Annotated in this window: 21 protein-coding genes and 1 tRNA gene; 9 read left to right on the top strand and 13 right to left on the bottom strand. The window is 66.8% G+C overall.

The window, feature by feature from the left end; translation table 11 throughout:
* Position 1: 1 nt before the first annotated feature.
* A complete protein-coding gene (locus OVO38_RS04110; protein ID WP_267207817.1) occupies positions 2-1,078 on the bottom strand; it encodes an HNH endonuclease signature motif containing protein in 1,077 nt (358 codons plus the stop codon).
* A 147-nt stretch (positions 1,079-1,225) separates the two neighbouring features.
* Between OVO38_RS04110 and OVO38_RS04105 the strand changes: the two genes are divergently transcribed.
* The 5 genes from OVO38_RS04105 to OVO38_RS04085 all read left to right on the top strand — a co-directional run bounded on the left by OVO38_RS04105 (position 1,226) and on the right by OVO38_RS04085 (position 7,362).
* Complete coding sequence (locus OVO38_RS04105) at positions 1,226-2,518, top strand: DEAD/DEAH box helicase (protein ID WP_095553687.1); 1,293 nt, start codon at positions 1,226-1,228, stop codon at positions 2,516-2,518.
* Positions 2,519-2,530: 12 nt separating this feature from the next.
* Positions 2,531-3,925, top strand: coding sequence for a hemolysin family protein (locus OVO38_RS04100; RefSeq protein WP_267207816.1), 1,395 nt, complete (start codon positions 2,531-2,533; stop codon positions 3,923-3,925).
* On the top strand, positions 3,922-4,974 hold the full coding sequence (locus OVO38_RS04095; RefSeq protein ID WP_095547064.1) for a hemolysin family protein: 1,053 nt from the start codon (positions 3,922-3,924) through the stop codon (positions 4,972-4,974). Before OVO38_RS04100 ends, OVO38_RS04095 begins: the two co-directional genes overlap by 4 nt.
* Positions 4,961-5,836, top strand: coding sequence for a 3-methyladenine DNA glycosylase (locus tag OVO38_RS04090; protein ID WP_095553684.1), 876 nt, complete (start codon positions 4,961-4,963; stop codon positions 5,834-5,836). The genes OVO38_RS04095 and OVO38_RS04090 overlap by 14 nt, the downstream gene beginning before the upstream one ends.
* Before the next feature lie 65 nt (positions 5,837-5,901).
* The gene (locus tag OVO38_RS04085; RefSeq protein WP_267207815.1) at positions 5,902-7,362 is read left to right on the top strand and encodes a VWA domain-containing protein; all 1,461 of its coding nucleotides are present in this window, start codon (positions 5,902-5,904) and stop codon (positions 7,360-7,362) included.
* 79 nt (positions 7,363-7,441) lie between these two features.
* On the opposite strand, the gene OVO38_RS04080 is transcribed toward OVO38_RS04085, so the two are convergent.
* The 4 genes from OVO38_RS04080 to secA2 form a co-directional block, all read right to left on the bottom strand.
* Positions 7,442-8,017 (bottom strand): MerR family transcriptional regulator, encoded by a 576-nt coding sequence (locus tag OVO38_RS04080; protein WP_095536121.1) that lies wholly within the window; start codon positions 8,015-8,017, stop codon positions 7,442-7,444.
* 300 nt (positions 8,018-8,317) lie between these two features.
* Positions 8,318-9,064 (bottom strand): MerR family transcriptional regulator, encoded by a 747-nt coding sequence (locus OVO38_RS04075; RefSeq protein ID WP_323746820.1) that lies wholly within the window; start codon positions 9,062-9,064, stop codon positions 8,318-8,320.
* A gap of 79 nt (positions 9,065-9,143) precedes the next feature.
* A complete protein-coding gene (gene odhI, locus OVO38_RS04070) occupies positions 9,144-9,575 on the bottom strand; it encodes an oxoglutarate dehydrogenase inhibitor Odhl (RefSeq protein ID WP_095536120.1) in 432 nt (143 codons plus the stop codon).
* A gap of 160 nt (positions 9,576-9,735) precedes the next feature.
* The gene (gene secA2 / locus OVO38_RS04065) at positions 9,736-12,027 is read right to left on the bottom strand and encodes an accessory Sec system translocase SecA2 (protein WP_095536559.1); all 2,292 of its coding nucleotides are present in this window, start codon (positions 12,025-12,027) and stop codon (positions 9,736-9,738) included.
* Between the two features lie 219 nt (positions 12,028-12,246).
* Between secA2 and OVO38_RS04060 the strand changes: the two genes are divergently transcribed.
* The 3 genes from OVO38_RS04060 (at position 12,247) to OVO38_RS04050 (ending at position 14,017) form a co-directional block, all read left to right on the top strand.
* Entirely contained in the window at positions 12,247-13,452 is a 1,206-nt protein-coding gene (locus OVO38_RS04060; RefSeq protein ID WP_095553681.1) for an alpha/beta fold hydrolase, read from the top strand.
* A gap of 1 nt (position 13,453) precedes the next feature.
* Positions 13,454-13,858, top strand: a complete 405-nt coding sequence (locus OVO38_RS04055; protein WP_267207814.1) for a YchJ family protein — start codon at positions 13,454-13,456, stop codon at positions 13,856-13,858.
* An 85-nt stretch (positions 13,859-13,943) separates the two neighbouring features.
* Positions 13,944-14,017 (top strand) — tRNA-Pro (locus OVO38_RS04050).
* 82 nt (positions 14,018-14,099) lie between these two features.
* Here the strand turns inward: OVO38_RS04050 and OVO38_RS04045 are convergent.
* From OVO38_RS04045 to OVO38_RS04030, 4 genes are all read right to left on the bottom strand, one after another.
* The gene (locus OVO38_RS04045; protein WP_267207813.1) at positions 14,100-14,687 is read right to left on the bottom strand and encodes a DUF3558 family protein; all 588 of its coding nucleotides are present in this window, start codon (positions 14,685-14,687) and stop codon (positions 14,100-14,102) included.
* Positions 14,688-15,179 carry a hypothetical protein gene (locus OVO38_RS04040; protein WP_267207812.1) on the bottom strand — a complete coding sequence of 164 codons (492 nt, stop codon included), beginning with the start codon at positions 15,177-15,179 and terminating at the stop codon, positions 14,688-14,690.
* Between the two features lie 208 nt (positions 15,180-15,387).
* The gene (locus tag OVO38_RS04035; protein ID WP_267207883.1) at positions 15,388-16,341 is read right to left on the bottom strand and encodes a diacylglycerol/lipid kinase family protein; all 954 of its coding nucleotides are present in this window, start codon (positions 16,339-16,341) and stop codon (positions 15,388-15,390) included.
* 33 nt (positions 16,342-16,374) lie between these two features.
* Positions 16,375-17,325, bottom strand: coding sequence for an alpha/beta hydrolase family esterase (locus OVO38_RS04030; protein ID WP_267207811.1), 951 nt, complete (start codon positions 17,323-17,325; stop codon positions 16,375-16,377).
* Positions 17,326-17,365: 40 nt separating this feature from the next.
* On the opposite strand from OVO38_RS04030, the gene OVO38_RS04025 reads away from it, so the two are divergent.
* Positions 17,366-18,166 carry a class I SAM-dependent methyltransferase gene (locus tag OVO38_RS04025; RefSeq protein ID WP_267207810.1) on the top strand — a complete coding sequence of 267 codons (801 nt, stop codon included), beginning with the start codon at positions 17,366-17,368 and terminating at the stop codon, positions 18,164-18,166.
* A gap of 27 nt (positions 18,167-18,193) precedes the next feature.
* Here the strand turns inward: OVO38_RS04025 and der are convergent, their stop codons facing one another.
* The 4 genes from der to scpB all read right to left on the bottom strand — a co-directional run bounded on the left by der (position 18,194) and on the right by scpB (position 22,091).
* Positions 18,194-19,789, bottom strand: coding sequence for a ribosome biogenesis GTPase Der (der, locus tag OVO38_RS04020; RefSeq protein WP_267207809.1), 1,596 nt, complete (start codon positions 19,787-19,789; stop codon positions 18,194-18,196).
* A complete protein-coding gene (gene cmk, locus OVO38_RS04015) occupies positions 19,786-20,493 on the bottom strand; it encodes a (d)CMP kinase (protein ID WP_095536551.1) in 708 nt (235 codons plus the stop codon). The genes der and cmk overlap by 4 nt, the downstream gene beginning before the upstream one ends.
* Positions 20,493-21,440 carry a pseudouridine synthase gene (locus OVO38_RS04010; protein ID WP_095536110.1) on the bottom strand — a complete coding sequence of 316 codons (948 nt, stop codon included), beginning with the start codon at positions 21,438-21,440 and terminating at the stop codon, positions 20,493-20,495. Before OVO38_RS04010 ends, cmk begins: the two co-directional genes overlap by 1 nt.
* A gap of 90 nt (positions 21,441-21,530) precedes the next feature.
* On the bottom strand, positions 21,531-22,091 hold the full coding sequence (scpB, locus tag OVO38_RS04005; RefSeq protein ID WP_416358573.1) for an SMC-Scp complex subunit ScpB: 561 nt from the start codon (positions 22,089-22,091) through the stop codon (positions 21,531-21,533).
* Positions 22,092-22,149: the final 58 nt, after the last annotated feature.

Genomic DNA, 22,149 nt, shown 5'->3' with positions numbered 1-22,149 from the left:
CCTAGTTAACGGGCGGGCCGGTAGCCGCTGTGGTGGCCAACCGTTTTGCGCGCACCCACGGATCGCCGTGGTTTCTGCCCCGGGGCGTGACGTAGCCTCCGGGGCTTTTCCATACGATCTGCCCGTCGACGCGCTCCATCCGGCCGCGGTGCGGGCGGCCGTTTTGCCGATTGTGGTACGTGCACAACCAGCAGAGATTGTCAATCGTCGTCGTCCCGCCTTTCGACCACTCGTGGATGTGGTGCGCCTCCGAGAAGTCCGCGGGCTGGTTGCAGTCTTTCCACGCGCAGGTGGGCGCATCCGCGCTCATGAGGAGGCGCATCTCGCGGGACGCGTGGCGCAGCGTGGTGCCGTAGAGGTTGATCGGCCCGTCGGTTGGCGAGATCAACGCGATGTACCCAGACTCCCGCAGCTTCCGGTTGATCAGCTCCGCGCCGGTGAGCCATTCGCCGTTGGTGAGCTGCACCTCGATCTCGTCGGTGCGCTCGGGGTGCTTGCGCCACTGCGCAAAGTCGCCGATGTCCATGTTGAGCACCGTGGTCAACGCCGCCGCGGGGGCCGCGGTCGCGCCTCCGCCCTTCGCCCAGCCCGCCGGGTCGCCCTTCGCCGCCTCAAACAGCGGCAGCACGTCGCTGGTGCGCGCGGTGAGGTGCATGGTGGACCAGCCCTGGTCGTGGAACGTAATGGTCGCCTTCGGCTCCCGCGGCCGCGCCGGCTGCAGTTCCTTCTTCAACGCCCTGGCCCGCCGTGTGATCGCGCGGAGGTCGCCGCGCGTTTCGCACAACTTGGTGCGGTATTTCCACCGGTCCGCGTCTGTCTCCAAGCTTCTCGACGACCGCGCAATAAACGCCAGCGTCTCCAACCGGTGCTGATTTTCGCGCGCCGCCGCGACGCACGCGTCCTGCGCCCGGCGGTTGCGCACCTGCCCGAAGTAGACCTCGGCCGCGCCCATCAGTTGTTCGGCGCGATCGCGCTCCATCCCGCGGTCGACCAGCGCGTCGACGCTCGACTCCGCCGCATCGGCGATGATGGCAATGCCGTTGCGGTCGTGGTGGATGAGGGCGTCGATAAGCGTCATGCCCCAGAGCATAGCCGCACCACAACGCGCTGACCAGCGTAAACGGCAAAGTGTGAGAAGTCTTCCAAAACCTGACGCGGAGGGAACCGCAGGCCCGCCGCGTGCGTCTAATAGGGTTTGGGGTTTTCGCGCGCTAAAGTGGTCGCAATGACATCGTCGACACCGTCTCCCACAACTTTCGCCGAACTCGGCCTGCCACAACCCGTGGTCACAGTGCTCACACGCCAGGGCATCGAGCACCCGTTCCCCATCCAGGAGGCGGCGATCCCGGACGCGCTCGCCGGCCGCGATGTCCTCGGCCGCGGCCCCACCGGATCCGGCAAAACATTCACGTTCGGCCTGCCCATCCTCGCCCGCCTCGCCGGCGCTCCCAGCCGCCCGGGCCATCCACGCGGCCTCGTGCTCGCGCCCACCCGAGAGCTCGCCGCGCAGATCCGCGAAAGGCTTGACGACGCCGCCGCAGCTCTCGGCCTCCGCATCCTCGAAGTCGTGGGCGGCGTCAACGTGAACAAGCACATCCGCGCGCTTGCCGCCCCCGTCGACCTGCTCGTGGCCACGCCGGGGCGCGCGCAGGACCTCATCGGCCAGAAGAAGCTCTCCCTCGACGCGGTGGAAATCACAGCGCTCGACGAGGCCGACCAGATGGCCGACATGGGCTTCCTCCCCCAGGTACGCAAGCTGCTCGACCGCACGCCCGAGAACGGGCAGCGGCTGCTGTTCTCGGCGACGCTTGACGGGGACGTCGAGAAGCTCGTGGCCCGCTACATGCACGACCCGGTGACGCACTCGACCGCGCCCGTCGAGGCGGCGGTGGACACGATGGAGCACGTCCGGCTGCTCGTCGGCGGCCGCGAGGAGCGCAACGAGATCGTCCTCCAGATCGCCGCTCGCGACGGCAAAACGATCATGTTCATGCGCACGAAGCACGGCGTGGACCGCCAGGTGAAGAAGCTGCGCCGCGTCGGCATCAACGCGCAGGGCCTGCACGGCGACAAGGGCCAGGGCGCGCGCACGCGGGCGATCGAGGGCTTCGGCGACGGTTCCACGCCCGTGCTCGTGGCCACAGACATCGCGGCGCGCGGCATCGACATCAACGACGTCTCGCTCGTCGTCCACGTCGACCCGCCCGCCGAGCACAAGGCGTACCTGCACCGCGCCGGGCGCACCGCCCGCGCGGGCACGTCCGGCACCGTCGTCACGCTCGTCATGGACGACCAGCGCCAGGAAGTGGAAAAGTTGCTCAAGAAGGCGGGTGTCGACGCGCGCGAGGTCCGCGTCACCCCGATGTCTGAAGCGTTAGTTAAGATCACGGGTGCACGCAAGCCGGAGGGCGCTCCCCTGCCGCCGCCGGGACAACCTGCGCGTGGGCGTCGTCAAGCGAAGCCCTCCGGCCGCAACAAGCGGCGCGGGAATCGAACACGAAGGAGTCACGGGCGCTAACGCGCAACCATAATGGACATACTCATATCCATCCTCTCCCTTGCGGGTTTCATACTGCTCACCGCCTCAACGGGCCTGTTCGTGGCGATCGAGTTCGCCATGACCGGGCTGGAGCGCTCGGCGGTCGACGCACACGTGAGGGAAAAAGGTGACAAGCGCGCCAAAGCCGTCGCGCGCGACCACGCCAACCTCTCGTTCGCGCTCTCGGGCGCACAGCTCGGCATCACGCTCACCACCCTTGCATCCGGCTTCCTCGCGGAGCCGGTGCTGGGCAAGTACTTCGCCCCGCTGCTTGAGCTGGTGGGCTTGGACAAGGACGCATCCGGCGTCGTGGCGATGGTGCTCGCGCTGATCGTCGCGACGCTGCTGTCCATGGTGTTCGGTGAGCTTGTGCCCAAGAATATCGCGATCACCAACCCGCTGGGCACCGCCCGGTTCGTGGTCCCGCCGGTCAACGCGTTCAACCGTTTTTTCCGTGGCTTCATCAATTTCCTGAACAGGTCGGCGAACTTCGTCGTGCGCAAGCTCGGTATGGAGCCTGCCGATGAGCTTGCGTCGGCGCGCTCCGGCCAGGAGCTGACCGCGATGGTGCGCAGCTCAGCCGAGGCGGGCGGCCTGGACGCCGAGACCGCCGCGGTGATCGACCGCTCGCTGCAGTTCGGCGACACCACCGCCGAGGAGGTCATGACGCCGCGCTCCACCATCGACGCGCTCGATGCCGACGACACCGTTGCCGACCTCATCGCCTTGGCGCGCCAGTCCGGCCACTCGCGCTTCCCGGTGCGCCGCGGCGACCTGGACGACACCATCGGCGTGGTGCACATCAAAGACGCGTTCTCGGTGGACAAGGCCGACCGCGCAACCACGAAGCTGGCTTCCCTCGCCCGCGAGGTGCCGTTCGTGCCGGGCACGCTCGACGGCGATTCGGTGCTCAACCGGGTCCGCCAGGCCGGGTCGCAGGTCGTTCTCGTCGCCGACGAGTTCGGCGGCACGCAGGGCTTGGTCACCATCGAGGACGTCGTGGAGGAGATCCTCGGCGAGGTCTACGACGAGTACGACGACAAGGAGCAGGAGCGCGACTTCCAGCGCATCGGCACCTCGTGGGAGGTTTCGGGGCTCGTGAGGCTTGACGACGTCACCGCCACCACCGGCTACACCGCGCCGGAAGGCCCGTACGAAACCCTCGGCGGCCTGATCATGTCCGTGCTGGGGCGGATCCCCAAGCTGGGCGACAAGGTCGTGCTGCCCAACGCCGCGGAGAACTTCCAGGAGGGGTTCGAATCCGGCGGCGCCGGAACGTGGGTCGGGCGCGTGTCCGCCATGGATGACCGCCGCGTGGACCGGGTGCTGCTCAGCCCCGTCTCCCCCGCGCAGGCTGAGGAAGTTGCTGGAGGTGAGCGTCGATGAGCATTTGGGTCGCAATTCTGCTGATCATTTTCCTCCTCGCGGCCAACGCGTTCTTTGTCGGCGCCGAGTTTGCGCTGGTGTCGTCGCGCCGCGACCGCCTTGAAAACTTACTCGCCCAGGGAAGGAAGGACGCAAAGGGCGTGCTCGACGCCACCGAGCACCTGTCGATCTACCTGGCGGGCGCGCAGTTCGGCATCACGATCGCCTCGCTGGTGTTGGGTAAGGTCGCCGAGCCGGCGATCGCGCACTACATCGAGGTGCCGTTCCTGGCGCTCAACCTGCCCGAGAACCTGCTGCACCCGGTGAGCTTCGCCATCGCGCTGGTGATCATCTCCTACCTGCACATCCTGCTTGGAGAGATGGTGCCAAAAAACATCGCTATCGCCGGCCCCGAAACCACGGCGATGTGGCTCACCGGCGCGATGACGGTGTGGATCAAGCTCACGCGCCCGGTCATTGAGCTGCTCAACTGGATCGCCCGCAAGACGCTTGCGGCGTTCGGCATCGTGCAGCGCGACGAGCTGGATTCCACGGTCGACCAGGAGCAGCTCGCCAACATGATCCAGGAGTCGCGCGAGGAGGGCCTGCTCGACGCCGAGGAGACCGCCCGCCTGGCCAAGGCCCTGCGTTCCGAGACCCGCAACCTGAAGGAAGTGATGATCCGCCTGCCGGATCTGAAGACCATCACGCTGCAGCCGTCCGGCATCCGCCTCTCCGCCGTGGAGGAAGCGGTGCGCGATACGGGGTACTCCCGCTTCCCCGTCCAGACGGAGCCGGGCGTGCTGGTCGGCTACATCCACGTCAAGGACATCTTGGACCTCATGGAGTCCGACGACGCCGATCCCTTGGTGCCCAAGAAGCGCATCCGCCCCCTCTCCATCGTCGACGGTGCGCAGACGCTTGACGACGCCCTCACCTCCCTCCACCGGCGCTCCGCCCACATGGCACAGGTCCGGGACAACGGCGAGCTGGTCGGCGTGCTGGCGCTCGAGGACCTCATCGAGGAGTACGTGGGCACCGTCGCAGACTGGACGCATGAGGACGAGTAGCCCGGAGGTGCTCCAGCCGCGCGAGTACGAAGCGCTCATCGCGGCGCACGAGGCCCGCGCGGACCGGTGGATCACCCCGCACCTGGAGCGCCGCACGCACGGCGTCGCGCACCCGGTGTGGGACTTCCTCTTCGAGTACTACCCGCTCCGCCCCGCCCACCTGCGCCGGTGGCACCCGGGCGTGGGGCGCACGCTTGCCGACGCCACCGCCCTCCCCCACGCGACCTGGCGCGATTACCGCGTCAACGCTGATGGCACGGTTGGCGTGGACGTCGAGGCGTTTGTTGCCCACCGCGGGAGGGACGCGGAGGCGGTTGGGCGGGTGCTCGGGGGCGTCGAGAAGCGTCCCGCGCACTTTGACTGCTTCGGCCTGCACGAATGGGCAATGGTCTACCGAACGGACACCCCGCGCCACGCGTTGCCGCTGCGACTGGGGCGCGCCGGGACCGATGCTGTGGTTGAGGCGCATCAGCTCAAGTGCACGCACTTTGACGCGTACCGATTTTTCACGCCGCCGGCGCGCCCGCTGAACCTGACCGTGCTCACGCGCGAGGGGCAGGCGGCGAACGACCAGGCAGGCTGCGTGCACGTGGCGATGGACCTGTACAAGTGGGCGACCAAGCTCGGCCCGCTCGTCCCCGGCGAGCTGTTGCTGGACACGTTCGCGCTCGCGCGCGAGGCGCGGAGGCTGGACATGGAGGCCTCGCCGTACGACTGCCGCGAGCTCGGGTTTGGAGTCGTGCCGATCGAGACAGCTGAAGGCAAGGCGGAGTACGTCCGCCGGCAGCGGAAATTGGCGGAAGACGCCGCGCCGCTGCGCCATCGGCTTGTCGCGCTCTTAGAACGCGTGCAGCACGGATAAGATTGCGGCAAGGCGCTACCTGCGCGCTGCGCATCCAAGCAGACTCGGCTGACAAGGCGGTATACATGGCACGGCATTCCAACGGTAAGAACAACTACAGGCTGTCCGGCGAGGCGCTGATCGCGCTGCTCGTGGTCCTGCTGCTCATCGCCGGGCTGCTGTGGTTCATCTTCGGTCGCGGTACCGACGCCGACGAGGCGCAGGGCGGCGGCGAGTGCGTCGCCGGCGACGTCACGCTCCCGGTCGCGGCGTCGGACCACGCGGTCGCCGAGCAGCTGATGAAGACTTACCAGGAGAGCGCGCCCGTGGTCCGTGACCACTGCGTCAAGCCGCAGCTGGTGGACAACGTTGCGGATGCGGCGGTCTACCTCGCGCCGAACACGCCGGTCACGCAGCAGCAGCTGGCGAACGCGAAGCGCACCGCTGCCGTGTCGGAGCCGGCGATCGTGGCCAACCAGCCGGTCGGCCTGTCCGGAAAGGCCGAGGCGAAGCTTGACCAGGTCGGATTGGACAAGGTGCGCTTCGCAGCGAGCGACGAGCCGTCGGCGTCAGCCGTCGTCGCCGGGACGCTGGCGAAGGGCGACGACCAGGCGGCGGTGAAGGCGCTGACTGATCAGCGTGTCGACTCGCTCGACGGCTTCGACGGTGCTGACGACACTTTCCTCGCGACGTCCGAGGACGCCGTCCCCGAGGGCCTCACGTTCACCCCGATCGATGCCGCCGTGTCCTACGCGGCGATCCCGCTCAACGCGGCCGGCGACGTGACCGAGGACCAGTCGCGGGCGGGCCAGGACTTGGCGCGCTTCTCGGCCGACAAGTTCGATGGGCAGGACCCGCAGCAGCCCGTGATCGCGGAGATGGTCTGGGCCGCGGCGCTCCCCGCGGGTGGGGCCGCGCTTACCGACGGCACCGCAAACGACGGCGCCGGCGCCGCGGGCAGCGACGCAAAGGCGAGCGCGAAGGACGACGCCCCGGAGTCCGATTCCGCGGCCAGCCCGGTGGAGAACACGCTGTTCCTGCTCGACACGTCGGATGGCATGGCACCGTACATCGAGCCGGCGAAGGACGCGGTCGGCGCAGCAGCAGGTGCGGTCGGCGAGCGGGGGAAGATGGTCGGCCTGTGGAACTACTCCTCGCCGCTCAACCCGGGCGTAACCCGCGGGTACCGCGACAACGTCGCTTTGACGGGCAACGCGGGCGACGTCGACCAGGCGGTGCACCGCTTCCTCACCGGCGGCGTTCCGCAGACCCGCGAGGCGGTCCTCGCCGCGGCGGGCGCCGCTGCGCAGTGGGGCGAGCCAGTGCGGATCGTCGTGCTGACCACCGGCACCGCTGACGCCGGAAACGACGAGGAATTTGCCAACGCGGTCAAACCGTTTACGGACCAGGGCGTCGACGTCACGGTGGTGCACGTCGGCGGCGAGCCGCAGGACCAGGGGCTGCGCAATGTCGCATCATCCGACCAGCACGTCGATGGTGCCGAGGGGCTTATCGACGCTGTGAAGTCGGCCGCCGGCGTGAAGTAGACGCGGGGGACGCCCTCGGGCGTAAAAAATCGCGCCCCGGTCAGTGCGGGGCGCGATAGTGGGAGTGAAGCAGAACCTGCTAGGAGGACTTGCGGCGACGGCGCGCGGCGAGCTCGTCGATCCCGGTGACCTCTGCGACCGGTGCGTCATCCTCGGTGATCACGCGCTCCGACGGGAACGCGGAGATGGTGCCCGAAAGCTCCTTCATAATCTGCGGCACGGCGATGCCGAACACGCCCTGGCCTCCGCCGAGAAGGTCGATGATCTCCTCGTTGCTGCGGCATTCGTAGACCGTTGCGCCGTCCGAGACCAGGGTGATCTCCGCAATGTCGTTCACACCGCGGTCGCGCAGCTTCTCCACCGCGAGGCGGATGTTCTGCAGCGAGATGCCGGTGTCCAGCAGGCGCTTCACAATCTTCAGCACCAGCACGTCCTTGAACGAGTAAAGGCGCTGGGAGCCGGAGCCCTTTGCGCCGCGGATTGACGGGCGGACGAGCTCGGTGCGCGCCCAGTAGTCGAGCTGGCGGTACGTGATGCCGGCAACCTGGCAGGCGATGGGCACGCGGTAGCCCACCTCGTCCGATGGCCCGATGTCAAAGAGCGATTCCTGAATGGGGGCGTCGCCGGTGGTGCCGTGTCCGTTGTGTGTAGTCACGTAATTACTCCCATGAAGTTTGGCGTAGTGCCTATGTGCTTTATTAAATGCCAAGCATAGGCTTTCGGTCAACCTTTGCACGCGCAACACGCCGAACTCTAACCCTCAACTTCACGTTGAGACTCTCCTCGCCCCACCAACCACATGCGCCCCACCAGCCACAGCAGGCGCGTGGCGTGCGGATTCCGCGACCGCACGCGGGCCGAACCACGCCCCTCCCCCCGAAATTGGGTAGCGCACAGGAACGCCCCCGCTGCGCACCTGGATGGAGGCGGGCGGGGGCGGTGGCGTCGTGAAGCGCTAGTGGCCCAGTCGGTGACGGAGCTGATTCTTCACCAGCGACGCGTGCAGCGAAACGACGAGCGCGGACATCTGCTGACCGGTCTCCTCGGCCTGCTGCTGCGCGGTGTCCTTGCCGGACTTCGCAATCGGCTCCGCGACGCGGGCGATGAGGTCGACCTGGCGCGCTGCGGCGGTGCGCAGCGTCTTCAGGTGGCGGATGTCCACGCCGAACTCGCCGAGGGAGAGCGCGGTCGAGACCACCTGGACGTCGTCGGCCGTGTAGTGGCCGGCCGCGTCCGGGCTAATCAGCCCGGCTTTGGTCAGCTCAGCGACCGTCGCCGCGTCGGTCTCGGCCTGCGCGGCCACGTCGGTATCGGTGAGCTTGGTGGATGCGGGCGCCCGGAAGTTCTCCGGCGACACCATCGGCGCGCCGCTTTCCGCGTCGGGCGCCATCAGGGCGGCGACCTCGCCCGAATCCATCGCCTCGAGCTGCTCGCGGATCACCTTCAGCGGCAGGTAGTTGTCGCGCTGGGTGACCAGGATGTAGCGGAGGCGCTCCACGTCCGCGTCGGTGAAGCGGCGGTAGCCGGACGCGGTGCGCTGCGGGGTGATGAGCCCCTCGGACTCCAGGTAGCGAATCTTGGAGACGGTCACGTCCGGGAACTCCTCGCGGAGGCGTTCAAGGACCACGCCGATCGACATGGTTTTCGCCTGCTGGGTCGTGCCCGTCGGCTTCAGCGGGGAAGTTTTGCGGAGTGCGCTCACTGGTGGTGGATCTTTCGTTGCGTAAAGAGCGCCCCGTTGTCAGGGGCGCGGGTACGTGGGGGCTCGGGTCGGAGTGAGTCTACTTCTCGTCCGCGATAAAGACGAGGCGGAACTTGCCGATCTGGATCTCGTCGCCCGTGGACAGCTTCTGGGAGTTGCGCGGCTCGCGGTTGACGTAGGTGCCGTTGAGCGATCCCACATCGACGACCTCGAAGGAGTCCTCGGTGCGGCGGAACTCTGCGTGGCGGCGGGACACGGTGACGTCATCGAGGAAGATGTCTGCCTCCGGGTGGCGGCCCGCGGTGGTCGAGTCCTGGTCCAGCAGGAAGCGAGCGCCGGCGTTCGGGCCGCGCTTAACTACCAGCAGTGCCGCGCCCTCGGGGAGGTTTTCCGCGCCGGTGATGCCGTCCTTGGAGGCGGACGCGCCAGACTCCATCTCCTTCAGCAGGTCCGCACGGAACACCGACGTCGTTTCCACCTGGTTCTGCGGGTTACCGGTGTTATCGCTCATCACTTACTCCTGACTATGTGTGAAATCGGCGCGCCCCGCGTGCACGGGCCAGCGAGGCGCACCAATGTCGAGGTTTTCAGTTAGCTGCCTGTCATACTACCGGCTCGAGGCTCCCGCGGGGGTGTTTGCCACCACTCCACAGGATTTCCCCACCTCTCGCCTACCGGAAAATATTGCCGATGCCGGAGATCACGCTGTTGCCCGACCCGGCCAGCGGGTTATCCGAGACCATGTAAGTCCAGGTGGCGCTGGGCCGCTTCCAGCCTGCGTCGGCGAGGTGGGCGCCGTTGGCGTCGATAGGCACCTGCTCGAACGTGTCGACTGCCTGGTCGACGGCCCGGTTGGCCAGCTCCTTGAACTCACGGACGGCGATGCGGTGGTACTCGGTGATCGGGGTTTCTCGGGCGATGGCGCGCAGGTGGATGGACTCGCGCACGTCGTCCATGAGCCCGAGGTACTCCGACCACTCGGTGTCGAGGTGGTAGAGCATGATGTCGCGGGCCGCCTGCTCCCGGACCTCCTGCGGCAGGTGCTCCAGCTCCGCGGCGCGCTGCGGGCTACGCTCGGCGAGCTCGCGCCACGCGGTATCGGTGTCCAGGAGGGCCGCGCGGCGCTGGTCAAGGATGTCGCGGTGGTCGGCGAGCAGCTTGTTGTACTTCCAGGTCTGGGAGTGGATCTCCAGCAGTTGGCCTTCGGTGACGCGCTGACAGTGCTCGACAAACTGCTGAATGCGGTTGGATTCGATCCGGCCGGTCTCGTCCGGGTGGGCGGTGACCTGTTCGTCCGCGCCGCCCGTGGACACGACGTCATCCTCCAGCGAGACGAAGAACAGGCTCAGGCCCGGGTCGCCCTGGCGGCCTGCGCGCCCGCGGAGCTGGTTGTCCAGGCGCGCGGAGCGGTGGCGCGCTGTACCGATGACCGCCAGGCCCCCGAGCGCCGCGACCTTGTCGTGATCCGCCTCGTCCGCACCGCCGAGGCGGATGTCGGTGCCGCGGCCAGCCATCTGCGTCGAGACGGTCACGCGGCCGAGGTCGCCCGCCTCTGCGATGATGCGGGCCTCCTCTGCGTCGTTTTTCGCGTTGAGCACGTTCACGGACACGCCGCGGGCCTCCAGCGCCTCGGCGAGCGCCTCGGATTCTGCGACATCGTGGGTGCCCACGAGCACCGGCTGGCGGGTCGAGTTCAGGTGCGCAACCTCGTCGACGATGGCCTTGTTCTTCTCCTCCATCGTGGCGTAGATGCGGTCCGCCTCGTCGAAGCGCTGCAGCTCGTTGGCCCGGTCAATCACAGCGACGTGGAGGTCGTAGAACGAGCGGAGCTGGTCGGTGGCTTCGACCGCGGTGCCGGTCATTCCGCACACGGTTGGGTAGCGGCGCATCAGCGCTTGGAGCGTAATGGAGTCCAGGATCCGGCCGCCCTCAGAGACGGTGAGGCCTTCCTTGGCTTCCACGGCCGCCTGCAGGCCGTCCGGCCAGCGCTGCAGTTCGGCGACGCGGCCGCGGGAGGCGTCGACAAGCGCGACCTTGCCGTCCTCCACGATGTAGTGGACGTCGCGGATCAGCAGCGCCTTCGCGTGCAGGGCGAGGTTGACGCGCACGAGGGTGTCGCCAATCTGCCCGTCGCCGTAGAGCGAGTCGATGCCCAGCAGGCGTTCCACGTGCTCGGCGCCTTCGTCGGTGAGGAAGACGTTGCGCCCCTCGGCGTCGATCGCGTAGTCCTTGCCCTCGCGCAAGTGGGAGACGGCCTCGGTGATGCGCCCGGTGGTCTGGGTCGCTCCTTCGGAGCCGGCGAGGACGAGGGGGACGAGGGCTTCGTCGACAAGCACGCTGTCCGCCTCGTCGACCAGGGCGACGTCCGCCGGGGCCTGGACGGTCTGAGCGCGCGAGGTGATCTGGTTGTCCCGCAGGTGGTCGAAGCCGATTTCAGTAACGGGCGCGTAGACGATGTCGCTGCGGTAGGCGGCGGTGCGCTCCTCGCGGGAGCTGTTCTCCGTCACGGAGGCGACGCGCAGGCCGAAGAATTCGACGAGCGGGCGCATCCATTCCGCATCGCGGTCCGCCAGGTAATTGTTCACGGTGATGACGTGGACGCGCTTGCCGGTCAGCCCGAACCCCGTGGCCGCCATCGCGCCGACAAGCGTCTTGCCCTCACCGGTGGCCATCTGGATGACGTCGCCCTCGAGCAGACGCAGGACCGCCTGGTTCTGCACGTCGAACGGCAGCAAGCCGAGCGTGCGTTTGGAGGCGACCGACAGGATGGCAAGGAAGCGCTGCTTGTCCTTGATCGCGCCGCCGGAGACGGTGTCTCGGATGGCGGCGGCCAGCGCGGCGTCGTCAAGCTGCTCAATGCTCGGGATCAGCTCGTGGGCGCCGGCAACGATGCCCTTGGATTTCTTGTTGTTGCGCTCAGATGTTGAGCCCATGGCCTTCCAGAACCAGTCGAATGCTCCCATGCGCTTAACCGTCCTTCCTCGTCGCACTGTGATCGCTCTGCATCGCTCTGTCGCCGCAGTATTGCCTCAAAGTCTAGGCGCAGCGGCTTTACCCCCGCGATGCAGGTCGCGGGAGGACTGTTGTTGCTAGCTTATTTGTGCCTTAGATTGTATTGAAGCCAGTCTCGCAGCAGCCTCGAAGCAGCGCGAATCAACCACACACAAGGGGAAGTCCGCGACATGAAATCTCTCAACCTGAAAATTCCGTCCTCCACGGGCGTGGAGCTTGCCGCAACGATGGACCGTCCGGACGGCCCGGCGAAGGCGTACGCCATCTTCGCGCACTGCTTCGCGGGCTCCCGCCACACCCCCGGCGCATCGCGTATTTCCAAGCGCCTGACGGAGCACGGGATTGCCACCGTGCGCTTCGACTTCCCCGGCCTGGGTCAGTCCAAGGGCGAGTTCGCCGAGACCTCGTTTAACCAAAACGTTGATGACATCGTGGCCGTGGCGCAGTGGATGGAGGAGAACTACACCGCCCCGCAGCTCATTATGGGGCACTCGCTCGGCGGCGCGGCAACGCTCAAGGCCGCGACGCGCCCGGAGCTGAAGAAGATGCTCAAGATGGTGGCCACCGTCGGCGCCCCCTTCGATCCCGCCCACTCCGTGTTGCACTACGCCGACAAGATCGGCGAGGCGGACCGCAGCGGCTCGGTGCACGTCACGCTGGGCGGCCGCGACCTGGTCATCTCGCGCCACTTCCTCGAAGACCTCGCGGAGACGAACCCGGAGGAGTACCTGGGCAAGATCCGTAAACCGCTGCTGCTGGTGCACTCGCCTATCGACGTCACCGTGGGCATCGACAACGCCCAGACCATCTTCCAGCTCACCCGCTACCCCAAGTCGCTCATGGCGCTTGACAAGGCCGATCACCTGCTCACGCGCCAGGGCACCGCGCAGCGCGCCGCCGACATCATCGGCTCGTGGGCCCAGCAGTACATCGTGCCGGAGTTCACCCCGGAGCCGACTGGCGATTCCAACGCGATCTCCTACTCCGCCCGCGGCACCAAGTACGGCGATGTGGTGCGCACTTCGAACCGCGAGATCACCACGGACCGCGCGAAGAACGCCGGCGGCAAGGGCCAGGGCGTCACGTCCACCGGCCTGTTCATGTCCGCGCTGGCGGCCTCGTGCTCGCAGGCCATCAGGAGCGCGGCCAAGGGCATGAAGCTTGACGACGTCCGCGTGGAAGTCACCCACGACGCCGACACCACCTTCACCCGCCACATCACGCTCTACGGCGACCTCACCGACGAGCAGGTCCAGACGCTGCGCGCCGCCGGCGCCGCGTCCACCGTCGACGGCTACATTGCCGCAGGCGACATCACGACCACGGTAGATACCGCCACCGTCGAGCAGCGCCGCGAGCGCGACAAGCAGCGCTAACGTGGCGGGCGTCAGGCGGCAACAGCCGCGCATCGCGGACCTGCAACCGTGCCCCTGCGGCACCGGCAAGCCCTACGCGGCGTGCTGCGGCGCGCTCCACCGGGGCGCCAAGGCACCAACCGCCGAGGCGTTGATGCGCTCGCGCTACACCGCCTTCGTGGGCGGCTTCGCGGACTACCTCCACTCCACCTGGGCGAAGGCAACGCGTCCGGCGTTGTCGGAGCTTCCCACCGAGGGCCTTGCGTTCAATCGCCTGCAGATTGTGCGCTCCCAGGGCGGCTCACTCTTCGATTCCGAGGGCGTGGTCGAGTTCGCGGCCTACTCCCCCGACGGCGTGCAGCGCGAGGTCTCGCGCTTCGTCCGCGAGGACGGCGCGTGGGTCTACCTGGACGGCGATGTGCAGTAGCAAGGTTTGCCCGCTGACCTGGCAATTTTCCGTTTCGAGTGACAGTGTTGTAATCTAGCCGAGTTACCGCGAATGCAGTAACGGACGGGCTGTGGCGCAGTTTGGTAGCGCACCACACTGGGGGTGTGGGGGTCGCAGGTTCAAATCCTGTCAGTCCGACAATTTTCTTTACGGGGGTTTGGGGGTTCTGAGTCCCCTTGCGGGAACTGTTTCCTTCCACATGCCGCGGAAACATCCACTGCTACGACGCCTGCTGCGTGGCGTCGTAAAGCTCCTCGAGCTCTTTCTGCGCCGCGCGGCACACCTCGTCCTCCTGGCCCTGGGCATTGTACTTCCAGCGACTGATCGAGAGCGCTCCCCGTTCGGTATCCACCTGCGCAGCGCAGCCACCGTTTGCGCCTTCCTTCACCGTATAGAGCCCCGGCATCGTGGAGTCTGGGTGTTCAATCTGGGCACCACCCAGCGACTTGATTGTGTTCTCTCCTACCGCCGAGATCATGATTCGCCGACTCTCTTGCGCTGACGGGTCGGCGGTGGTGCACGACATGACGACGCTCGGGTCGCCAAACTCGTTATCAAAGGCTTCGACGCCGGTAATCCCCGCGGCCGCGTATTCCTCTGCTGAGATACCCGTGCAGGGGTCGAAGAGGTTGCCTTCTACCTCATCTGAGTAGAACTCGCCGATTGCGAGGTCTCCGCTGACAAAATGGAATACCGGTGGCGCATCGGGTGCTGATTGTTCCTCTGTATCGCTACCGCACGCCGAGACGGCGAGGAACGCCGGCGCGATCATGAAAGCTGTGGGTAGTCGGCGATCTTTAGCACTCATCTACTGCTCCTCCTCGTCGGTGTTCACAGCCTTGTATAGGTCTTCAATTGTCCCCCGCGCGACTTGGCAGCTATCAACATCTTCGCTCCCGACTCCCTGGGCGGACATCTGCACTTTCAGTCCGCCCCGTACCGTATCGACTTGTGCGATGCACACGCCAGACAAATCGCTGGTGATGGTGTACAAACCGGGAACGACCGATTCTGGGTACTCCAGGTGGTTTTTCGACGTTCTCTTGTATCCCGCTTCGCTCATGGTCCCGCCGGAAATTACGAGGCGTTGTCCGACCTTGTCCTCGTAGAGACCGGTGTCGCACGAGTTGTATCCGGTGACTTGTTGATCGGCCGGTACCGGCCGCACATCCGGTATGCCAGCCGCCTCGTACTCCTCCGGGGAAATCTCCGTGCACGGGTCGAACAGATTGCCCTCGACAGAGCTGCTGGAAAACTCTCCGATCGCCAACGTCCCGCTTGTGAACTGGAACTCCGGCACCGACGGAACTTCCTCCGACGCACTACACGCGCTCAGCGAGAGCCCGACAACTACCGCGCCCGCGCAACTACCAACCGATGCTCGCACAATCATCTCCTTACTGCCGAGGCTGAACCACGTTCGCACTCAGTATCCCGCAGGAGAGGAAACACCGCCACTTATGTCACACAGGGTCCGCGGGAGCGATCCTCGTCACAACGGCAGCCGGCTACACGCACACCTTCAGCGCACCCGCGTCGACGGAGATCTCCACCGCCGTCACCTCACCCACGGGGTCCCCGTCCACTTCGAAGATTTCCGGCTCTGCAAACGCGGCCCGCGCGTAGCTGCCCCGCGAGTACAGCAGGTCCGCAAATTCCACCACCGCCGGATCAGGCTTCCGACCGCGGAGTTTCGCCGCCTTATTGACCACAAGGTTGAGGCCGATTTTCGCCCACCCGACGGGACCACGCGGCGCCATGCCGACGGCATCGAGGACGCCGTCGTCCGGCCTAGCCTCAGGCAACAACGGGACCTGATTGATCAGCTCTCCGCAGTTACCAAAGATCAGCGTATGCAACCGCTGCGAGTGAGTATGGTCCCCGTCCACAACGAAGGACGCCTTGATCCGGTTGCCGCCGCGCAGCGACTTCGCAATGCCGGAGACGTACGCCAACGGACCGATCTTCTTCTTGAGCCTCTCGTCGGTGTACGCGATCATCTGCGCGTCCAGGCCGACGCCAGCCATCACCACGAAGCCGAGACGCTCGTTGGAGCCGTCGGGGCGTGAAAGTTTGGCGCGGCAGACGTCGATAAGCTTGTGCTCCCCGCGAAACGCCCGCCGCACGGACTCCTCGAGGCCGAGGTCGAGGCGCAGGTTGCGCGCGAGCAAGTTGCCGGTGCCGGTCGGCACGATGCCCAGCGCGATGCCGGATCCCGCAAGCGACGTGGCGATCTCGCGCACCGTCCCGTCGCCGCCGGCCACCAGTACAAGCTCGACGTCCGGGTGGTGCGCCGCGGCCACCTCCGCCTCGCCGGAATCGTCCGGTGTGGTGCGCACCCACTCGATGTGCCAGCCGTCCTGCGCGTAGCGCTCGACCTGGGAGCGCAGCGTTTTCTCGTCGATCTTGACCGGGTTGTACACCACAATGGCCGTCCTGGTCGCGTTGTCAGAGTTCTGCATCACAATGCCAAAGCATAGGGCACCTGGTGCACATTACAGGTCCGACACTGAGCCAAACGGCACGCCGAAAAACGCCAGCTGCGTTCGTGTGGCAAATCCTGCAGAGGTCGTCCGCGACGAATCCACCGTGCCGCCCTGCCAAATGTGCGGGCCGCCGTCCACACGGTAGTGCACCAACGGCGCGTCGCAGCCGTCCCACCGCAGCTCCGTCACGGTGTCTGAAAGCGGCTTTTCCACGTACTCCGCGTCGCAGTGGTTGCGCTCCGCCGCCTCCGCCAGCATTGCCTCGACGGACTCGTACGCCGTGTCGTGGCGCTGGCCGCCGAAGTAGCTCATCACGGAGTCGTTCGTGCCGTGAAAGTCCACGTGCTTAATCGGGATGGAGGAACACCCCTGCGAGACGCGCTGGTAGAACGCCGCCGACACCGACGCCACCGCAGTAAAATCCTGCGGGCGCTGGCAGCCCACGTAGGAGGCGAACCCGCCCCCGTTGGACAGGCCGGTGGCAAACACTCGCGCCTTGTCCACCGAGAATTCGCCTGTCACCTGCTCGCGCACGGCGTCCACGAACGCCAGGTCGTCCCCGCCGGTCGTCCTGGCGTACGGGGCGGGCGCCCACGCCCGATCCACGCCATCCATGTACACGACGATCGCGTCCGCCCCATCGAGCTGCGAGTACTTCCGCATCGACGCCGCGTCCTCCCTGTACCCATGGAACGCAAAGATCAGCGGGAGCCGCGAGCGCTCCCGCGCGCCCGCCGGCAGGCTCAAGAGGAAGCTCCGGTCTCGCTGGCCCACCTTGATCGTGCGCCGTTGCGTCTCCGGCTTGCTCCACGGCTGCACCTCGGCGACCTCGTCCCGCGGAGTGGAGGGCGCGATCAGGTCGGCGTCGACGGCGTCCAGCTGCTCACCGCCCCCACAACCAGCGCTGCTCAGCGCCAGGCCCGCCGCGACGAGCAGCGCCACGAGGCGCCGTGCTGCCATAGTTCCTCCATCCAGATTCGTATCGGTAGATTAGTCCATTATGAAGCCGAGTGGGAAGCAGCAGCCAGCGTTCCGCGACGCACAGCATCGCAGCAGCTCAGCCAGTGCGTTCAACAGCGGTGCAGTGCTTTACGACGCCATCCGGCCCTCCTACCCGCCCTCAGTCCCAGCCCTCATCGCGGACCTTCCCCAGCGCGCCGGCGGCACCCGCATCCTGGACGTCGGCGCCGGCACCGGCAAGCTCACCGAGCTCCTCGGCGCCGGGGCCGACTCCGAATCCACGCGCCGGGTCCTCGCCTGCGACCCGTCCGCGGACATGGTCCGCGTCCTGCGGGACAAGCTCCCCAACGTCCCCGCCTGGCGGGCGACGGCCGAAGCAACCGGGCTAGCCGACGGCGCCGTCGACGCCGTCACTTGCGCGCAAACCTGGCACTGGGTGGACACCGCGACGGCGAGCGCGGAGGCCGCGCGCATCACGAGCCCGGGCGGCAAGCTCCTGCTGTGCTGGAACACCCTTGCCGTCAACCACCCGTGGGTGCTGCGCTTAAGCCGCATCATGCACTCCGGCGACGTCCAGCGCGCCGGGTTCTACCCCGACGTAGCAACCCCGTGGACGCTGGAGGGCGAGGTGCGCGACACCTGGGCGCAGATCGTCACCACCGACGAGTGCTTCGAGCTTATGGCCTCGCGCTCGTACTGGCTGCGCGCCAACGAGAAGACGCGCGCAAAGATGGTGGCCAACCTGGACTGGTACCTCCACGACCGCCTCGGTTTCGAGCGCGGCCAGCGCATCCCTCTTCCCTACCGCGCGGACGCGTTTGTGTACGGGAAAGAGGGGTGAGCGGGGGCGTCGATAAGCTATCGGCCCCTACTTGCGGCGGCGAGGGTTGCGCTCGCGCACGCGCACGGCGATGCGCACCGGCGTGCCGTGGTAGCCGAACTGCTCGCGGAACCTACGCTCCAGGTAGCGGCGGTAACCGGCGTCCAGGAAGCCGGTGGTAAACAGCACCAGTGTCGGCGGGCGGGTGGTCGCCATCGTGGCGAAGAGCAGCTTGGGCAGGCGGTTGTTCTTCATTGGCGGCGGGTTCGCCGCGATCGCCTCGCGCAGCCAGTTGTTCAGCTGGCCGGTGGAGACGCGCTTGTCCCAGTTCTCCAGCGCCTGCGCCATCGCCGGCTCGAGGCGGTGCAGGCCGCGACCCGTGTCTGCGGAGATGTTGAGCTTGGTCACCCACGGGAGGTGCCCCATCATCTCGTCGAACTCGCGGTCAAAGTAGTAGCGGCGGTCCTCGTCCATGAGGTCCCACTTGTTAAAGCAGATGACCATGGCCTTGCCTGCCTCCAGCACCATGGAGATGACGCGCTGGTCCTGCTCGGAGATCTCTTCGGAGGCGTCGATGAGCACCACGCAGACCTCCGCCGCGTCGATCGTGCCGCGGGTGCGCAGGCTGGCGTAGTACTCGTGCCCCTGCGCGTTCTTCACCTTCTTGCGCAGGCCAGCGGTGTCGATGAACTTCCACAGGTGCTCATCCAGCTGGATCATCTCATCCACCGGGTCCACCGTGGTGCCAGCGACGTTGTCTACCACCGAGCGGTGCGACTTGGACAGCTTGTTCAGCAGGCTGGACTTGCCCACGTTCGGGCGGCCCACCAGCGCGACTCGGCGTGGACCGTCCGTGATGGAGGATTTCGCGCGCGGCTCGTCCGGGAAGAGGCGCAGAATCTCGTCCAACACGTCGGCGCCTCCGCGGCCGTGCAGCGCGGAGACGGGCCACAGGTCGCCCAGGCCGAGCCCGTAGAACTCGGCAGCGTCGCCCCACTGGGATTCTGATTCAAACTTGTTCGCCACCAGGATCACCGGGACCGGAGAGCGCTGCAGGTTGCGCGCCATCACGGAATCCGTCTCCGTGATGGCGGTCTGCGCGTCCACCACCATGACGATCACGTCGGCCGTTTCCATCGCGGCCTCCGCCTGGCGGGCGATCGCGCCGTGGATGCCGCGGGCGTTCGGGTCCCAGCCGCCGGTGTCTTGCACCCAGAAGCGGCGCCCGCCCCACTCGGCCAGGTAGCTCACGCGGTCACGAGTCACACCCGGGTGATCCTCCACCACGGCCTCGCGGCGGCCGAGGAAGCGGTTGACCAGGCTGGACTTGCCCACGTTCGGACGGCCGACGATCGCCACGGTGGGCAGGTTCTCCTCCACCACGTTCGGGCGCAAGATGCCGAAGGCCTCTTCGACCTCGGCCCAATCCTCGTCGGTGTAGTCGTCCGTGTTTTCAGGGCCCTCGCTGTCCTCGCCGTAATCGGGGGCTGCGAAATCGGCGTCGTCGAAATCATTGACGTCAAAGTCGGCGTCGTAGAACTCCGCGTCGTCGGCACCTACCTCGGCGGGGTCCAGGTCCTCGTAGCCGGACGCGTCGATCCCAGGCTGAATGAACTGGGTTTCCGGTTCCTCGCGGTGTGTCATTTCGCGCTCCTTTCAATCAGCCCGGTCAGGGCGTCAAGCACCTGCTCGGGGGTCATCTCGGAGGTGTCGATGACCTCCGCGTCCTCCGCGGGCTTCAGCGGGCTGGTCGCACGGGACGAGTCGAGCTCGTCGCGGCGCTGCACGTCCGCGAGCACGGTGTCAAAGTCGGCGTTGCGTCCCGCGGCGATGTCCTGGTCGTAGCGGCGCTGCGCGCGCACCTGGGCCGAGGCGGTCATGAAGGCCTTCGCGGGGGCGTCGGCAAGCACCACCGTCCCGATGTCGCGCCCCTCTACGATGGCGCGGTGGGCCTCGCGGGCCAGCTTGCGCTGCAGCTCGACCAAGTTCACGCGGACTTGTGGAATGGCGGAGACGGCGGAGACGTTGCGGGTAACCTCCGGGCCGCGGATCTCGCCCGAGACGTCCTCGCCGCCGAGGAGCACCTGCTTGGAATCTGGGTCGTCGGAGACTTCGAGCGGCAGATCGGCGGTCGCCGCCACCACCGCGTCGGTGTCGGCCGGGTCGACTCCGGCGCGGAGCACCGCAAGCGTGGCCACGCGGTACATCGCGCCCGTATCCACGTACTTCGCGCCCAGCGACTTCGCCAGCGCGCGGCAGGTGGTGGACTTGCCGGTCCCGGAAGGGCCGTCGACGGCGAGAATGAGCCCGCCGTCCGGCATGTTCGAAAGCTGCGTTGCGTCAGCCATTACATATCCACCACCTTGTACAAGGAGGCCAACTCGGCAGAGTTCAGCACGCGCATGGAACCGGGCTTCATGTCTCCCAGCTGCACGGTGTGCACCTTGGTGCGCACCAGGCGCTGCACCGGGAAGCCGCACTCCTTGAGCATGCGGCGCACGATGTGCTTGCGGCCCTCGTGCAGCTCCACGCGGACGATGGACTGGCCGTTGTGCACGTCGACGATCTGCGCGTAGTCTACAGTCACGGTGCCGTCGTCAAGCACAACGCCCTCCTTCAGCTTCTTCACCAGGTCGCCCTTGGCCTCGCCCAGCACCGTTGCCAAGTAGGTCTTGGTCACCTTGTACTTCGGGTGCGTGAGGCGGTTGGCCAGCTCGCCGTCGTTGGTCAATAGGAGGAGCCCCTCGGTGTCGGCGTCGAGGCGGCCCACGTGGAACAGGCGCTGCCCGGCCGCGGTGCGCTCGGACAGGTAGGAGCCGACGGAGATGCGGTCCATCTCGTCGCGCATCGTGGTGTGCACCCCGCGCGGCTTATTAAACGCGACGTACTCCAACTCCTCGTTGACGTTGATGCGGGTGCCGTCGACGCGGATGATGTCCACATTGGGGTTCACGCGCGTGCCCTGGACGGTGATGATCTTGCCGTTGACCTCCACGCGGCCTTGGTCAATCATCACCTCCGCGTGGCGGCGCGACGCCACGCCGGCCTGCGCGAGCACTTTTTGCAGGCGAATGCCTTCGGACTTCTGCTTCCGGGCCTTCTTGGCACCCGTGGCACCCTTGTCATCGTCGTCCCACCAGTTATCTTCCAACGGGTGGGGCTCGTTCTTGCGGGCGTTCTCGCGCCGCTTGTCCAGTCGGACGTGCTGCTTCTTCGCCGGCTTTGCGTACGAAGGGTAGAACGTTTCGTCCTTCCCCTTGTCCGGTGTGCCGTCTCGGCGAGCGGGAGGAGTCATGCTGAATCCTTTGCAAACGTATTGGGGTTGTACGGGCCACCGAAAACGGTGCGCCCAAGTTCGTGGCAGAGTCTACCAGGACTTGGTGTTCTACCACGCATCCTCGATCGCGTCTACCTCTGGCAACAGCGGCGCCAGGTCCGGCAGGCGCGACAGCGAGTCGAGTCCCAGCAGCTCCAGGAACAGTTCCGTGGTGACGTAGCGGTGCGCGCCAGTGGCGTCATCGGGGTCGACCTCCGCAATCAACCCGCGCAGCGTCAGCGTGCGCATCACCCCGTCCACGTTGACACCGCGCACGCCAGCGACCTGCGCGCGCGTCACCGGCTGGCGGTACGCCACCACCGCGAGCGTCTCAAGTGCGGCGCGACTCAGCTTCGTTTGCGTGCCGTCCAGGACGAACGCCTCGACCGCATCGGCGTTGTGCGGCCGCGTGTAGAGCCGCCACCCCTCCTGCGTTTCGCGCAGCTCGATCCCGCTGCCCCGCGCGTCAAGCTCGCCGGCCCACTCGCGCAGCACCGCGTCCACGTCTTCCCGCGTCGCGTCCAACACCCCCGCCAGGTCTTCTGCCTCGACGGGGTTGTCCACCACAAGCAGGATCGATTCCACGCGCGAGCGCAGCTGTGAGACCATCGGCATGTCCATGTCGCACATTGTAAGGGGCCGAGTGCTTATCGACGCCTCCCCGCCCCCACCCATCGCGCACTACCTA

It is taken from the genome of Corynebacterium sp. Marseille-P8863 (assembly GCF_946902955.1).
GTDB classification, from domain to species: domain Bacteria; phylum Actinomycetota; class Actinomycetes; order Mycobacteriales; family Mycobacteriaceae; genus Corynebacterium; species Corynebacterium gottingense.
This window is presented reverse-complemented; position numbering and strand designations above follow the sequence as displayed.

Excerpts from the sequence above, each read along its gene's own strand:
- OVO38_RS04110 (WP_267207817.1), bottom strand. The coding sequence starts at position 1,078 with ATGACGCTTATCGACGCCCTCATCCACCACGACCGCAACGGCATTGCC.
- OVO38_RS04105 (WP_095553687.1), top strand. The coding sequence starts at position 1,226 with ATGACATCGTCGACACCGTCTCCCACAACTTTCGCCGAACTCGGCCTG.
- OVO38_RS04100 (WP_267207816.1), top strand. The coding sequence starts at position 2,531 with ATGGACATACTCATATCCATCCTCTCCCTTGCGGGTTTCATACTGCTC.
- OVO38_RS04095 (WP_095547064.1), top strand. The coding sequence starts at position 3,922 with ATGAGCATTTGGGTCGCAATTCTGCTGATCATTTTCCTCCTCGCGGCC.
- OVO38_RS04090 (WP_095553684.1), top strand. The coding sequence starts at position 4,961 with ATGAGGACGAGTAGCCCGGAGGTGCTCCAGCCGCGCGAGTACGAAGCG.
- OVO38_RS04085 (WP_267207815.1), top strand. The coding sequence starts at position 5,902 with ATGGCACGGCATTCCAACGGTAAGAACAACTACAGGCTGTCCGGCGAG.
- odhI (WP_095536120.1), bottom strand. The coding sequence starts at position 9,575 with ATGAGCGATAACACCGGTAACCCGCAGAACCAGGTGGAAACGACGTCG.
- secA2 (WP_095536559.1), bottom strand. The coding sequence starts at position 12,027 with ATGGGAGCATTCGACTGGTTCTGGAAGGCCATGGGCTCAACATCTGAG.
- OVO38_RS04060 (WP_095553681.1), top strand. The coding sequence starts at position 12,247 with ATGAAATCTCTCAACCTGAAAATTCCGTCCTCCACGGGCGTGGAGCTT.
- OVO38_RS04045 (WP_267207813.1), bottom strand. The coding sequence starts at position 14,687 with ATGAGTGCTAAAGATCGCCGACTACCCACAGCTTTCATGATCGCGCCG.
- OVO38_RS04035 (WP_267207883.1), bottom strand. The coding sequence starts at position 16,341 with ATGCAGAACTCTGACAACGCGACCAGGACGGCCATTGTGGTGTACAAC.
- OVO38_RS04030 (WP_267207811.1), bottom strand. The coding sequence starts at position 17,325 with ATGGCAGCACGGCGCCTCGTGGCGCTGCTCGTCGCGGCGGGCCTGGCG.
- OVO38_RS04025 (WP_267207810.1), top strand. The coding sequence starts at position 17,366 with ATGAAGCCGAGTGGGAAGCAGCAGCCAGCGTTCCGCGACGCACAGCAT.
- der (WP_267207809.1), bottom strand. The coding sequence starts at position 19,789 with ATGACACACCGCGAGGAACCGGAAACCCAGTTCATTCAGCCTGGGATC.
- cmk (WP_095536551.1), bottom strand. The coding sequence starts at position 20,493 with ATGGCTGACGCAACGCAGCTTTCGAACATGCCGGACGGCGGGCTCATT.
- OVO38_RS04010 (WP_095536110.1), bottom strand. The coding sequence starts at position 21,440 with ATGACTCCTCCCGCTCGCCGAGACGGCACACCGGACAAGGGGAAGGAC.
- scpB (WP_416358573.1), bottom strand. The coding sequence starts at position 22,091 with ATGTGCGACATGGACATGCCGATGGTCTCACAGCTGCGCTCGCGCGTG.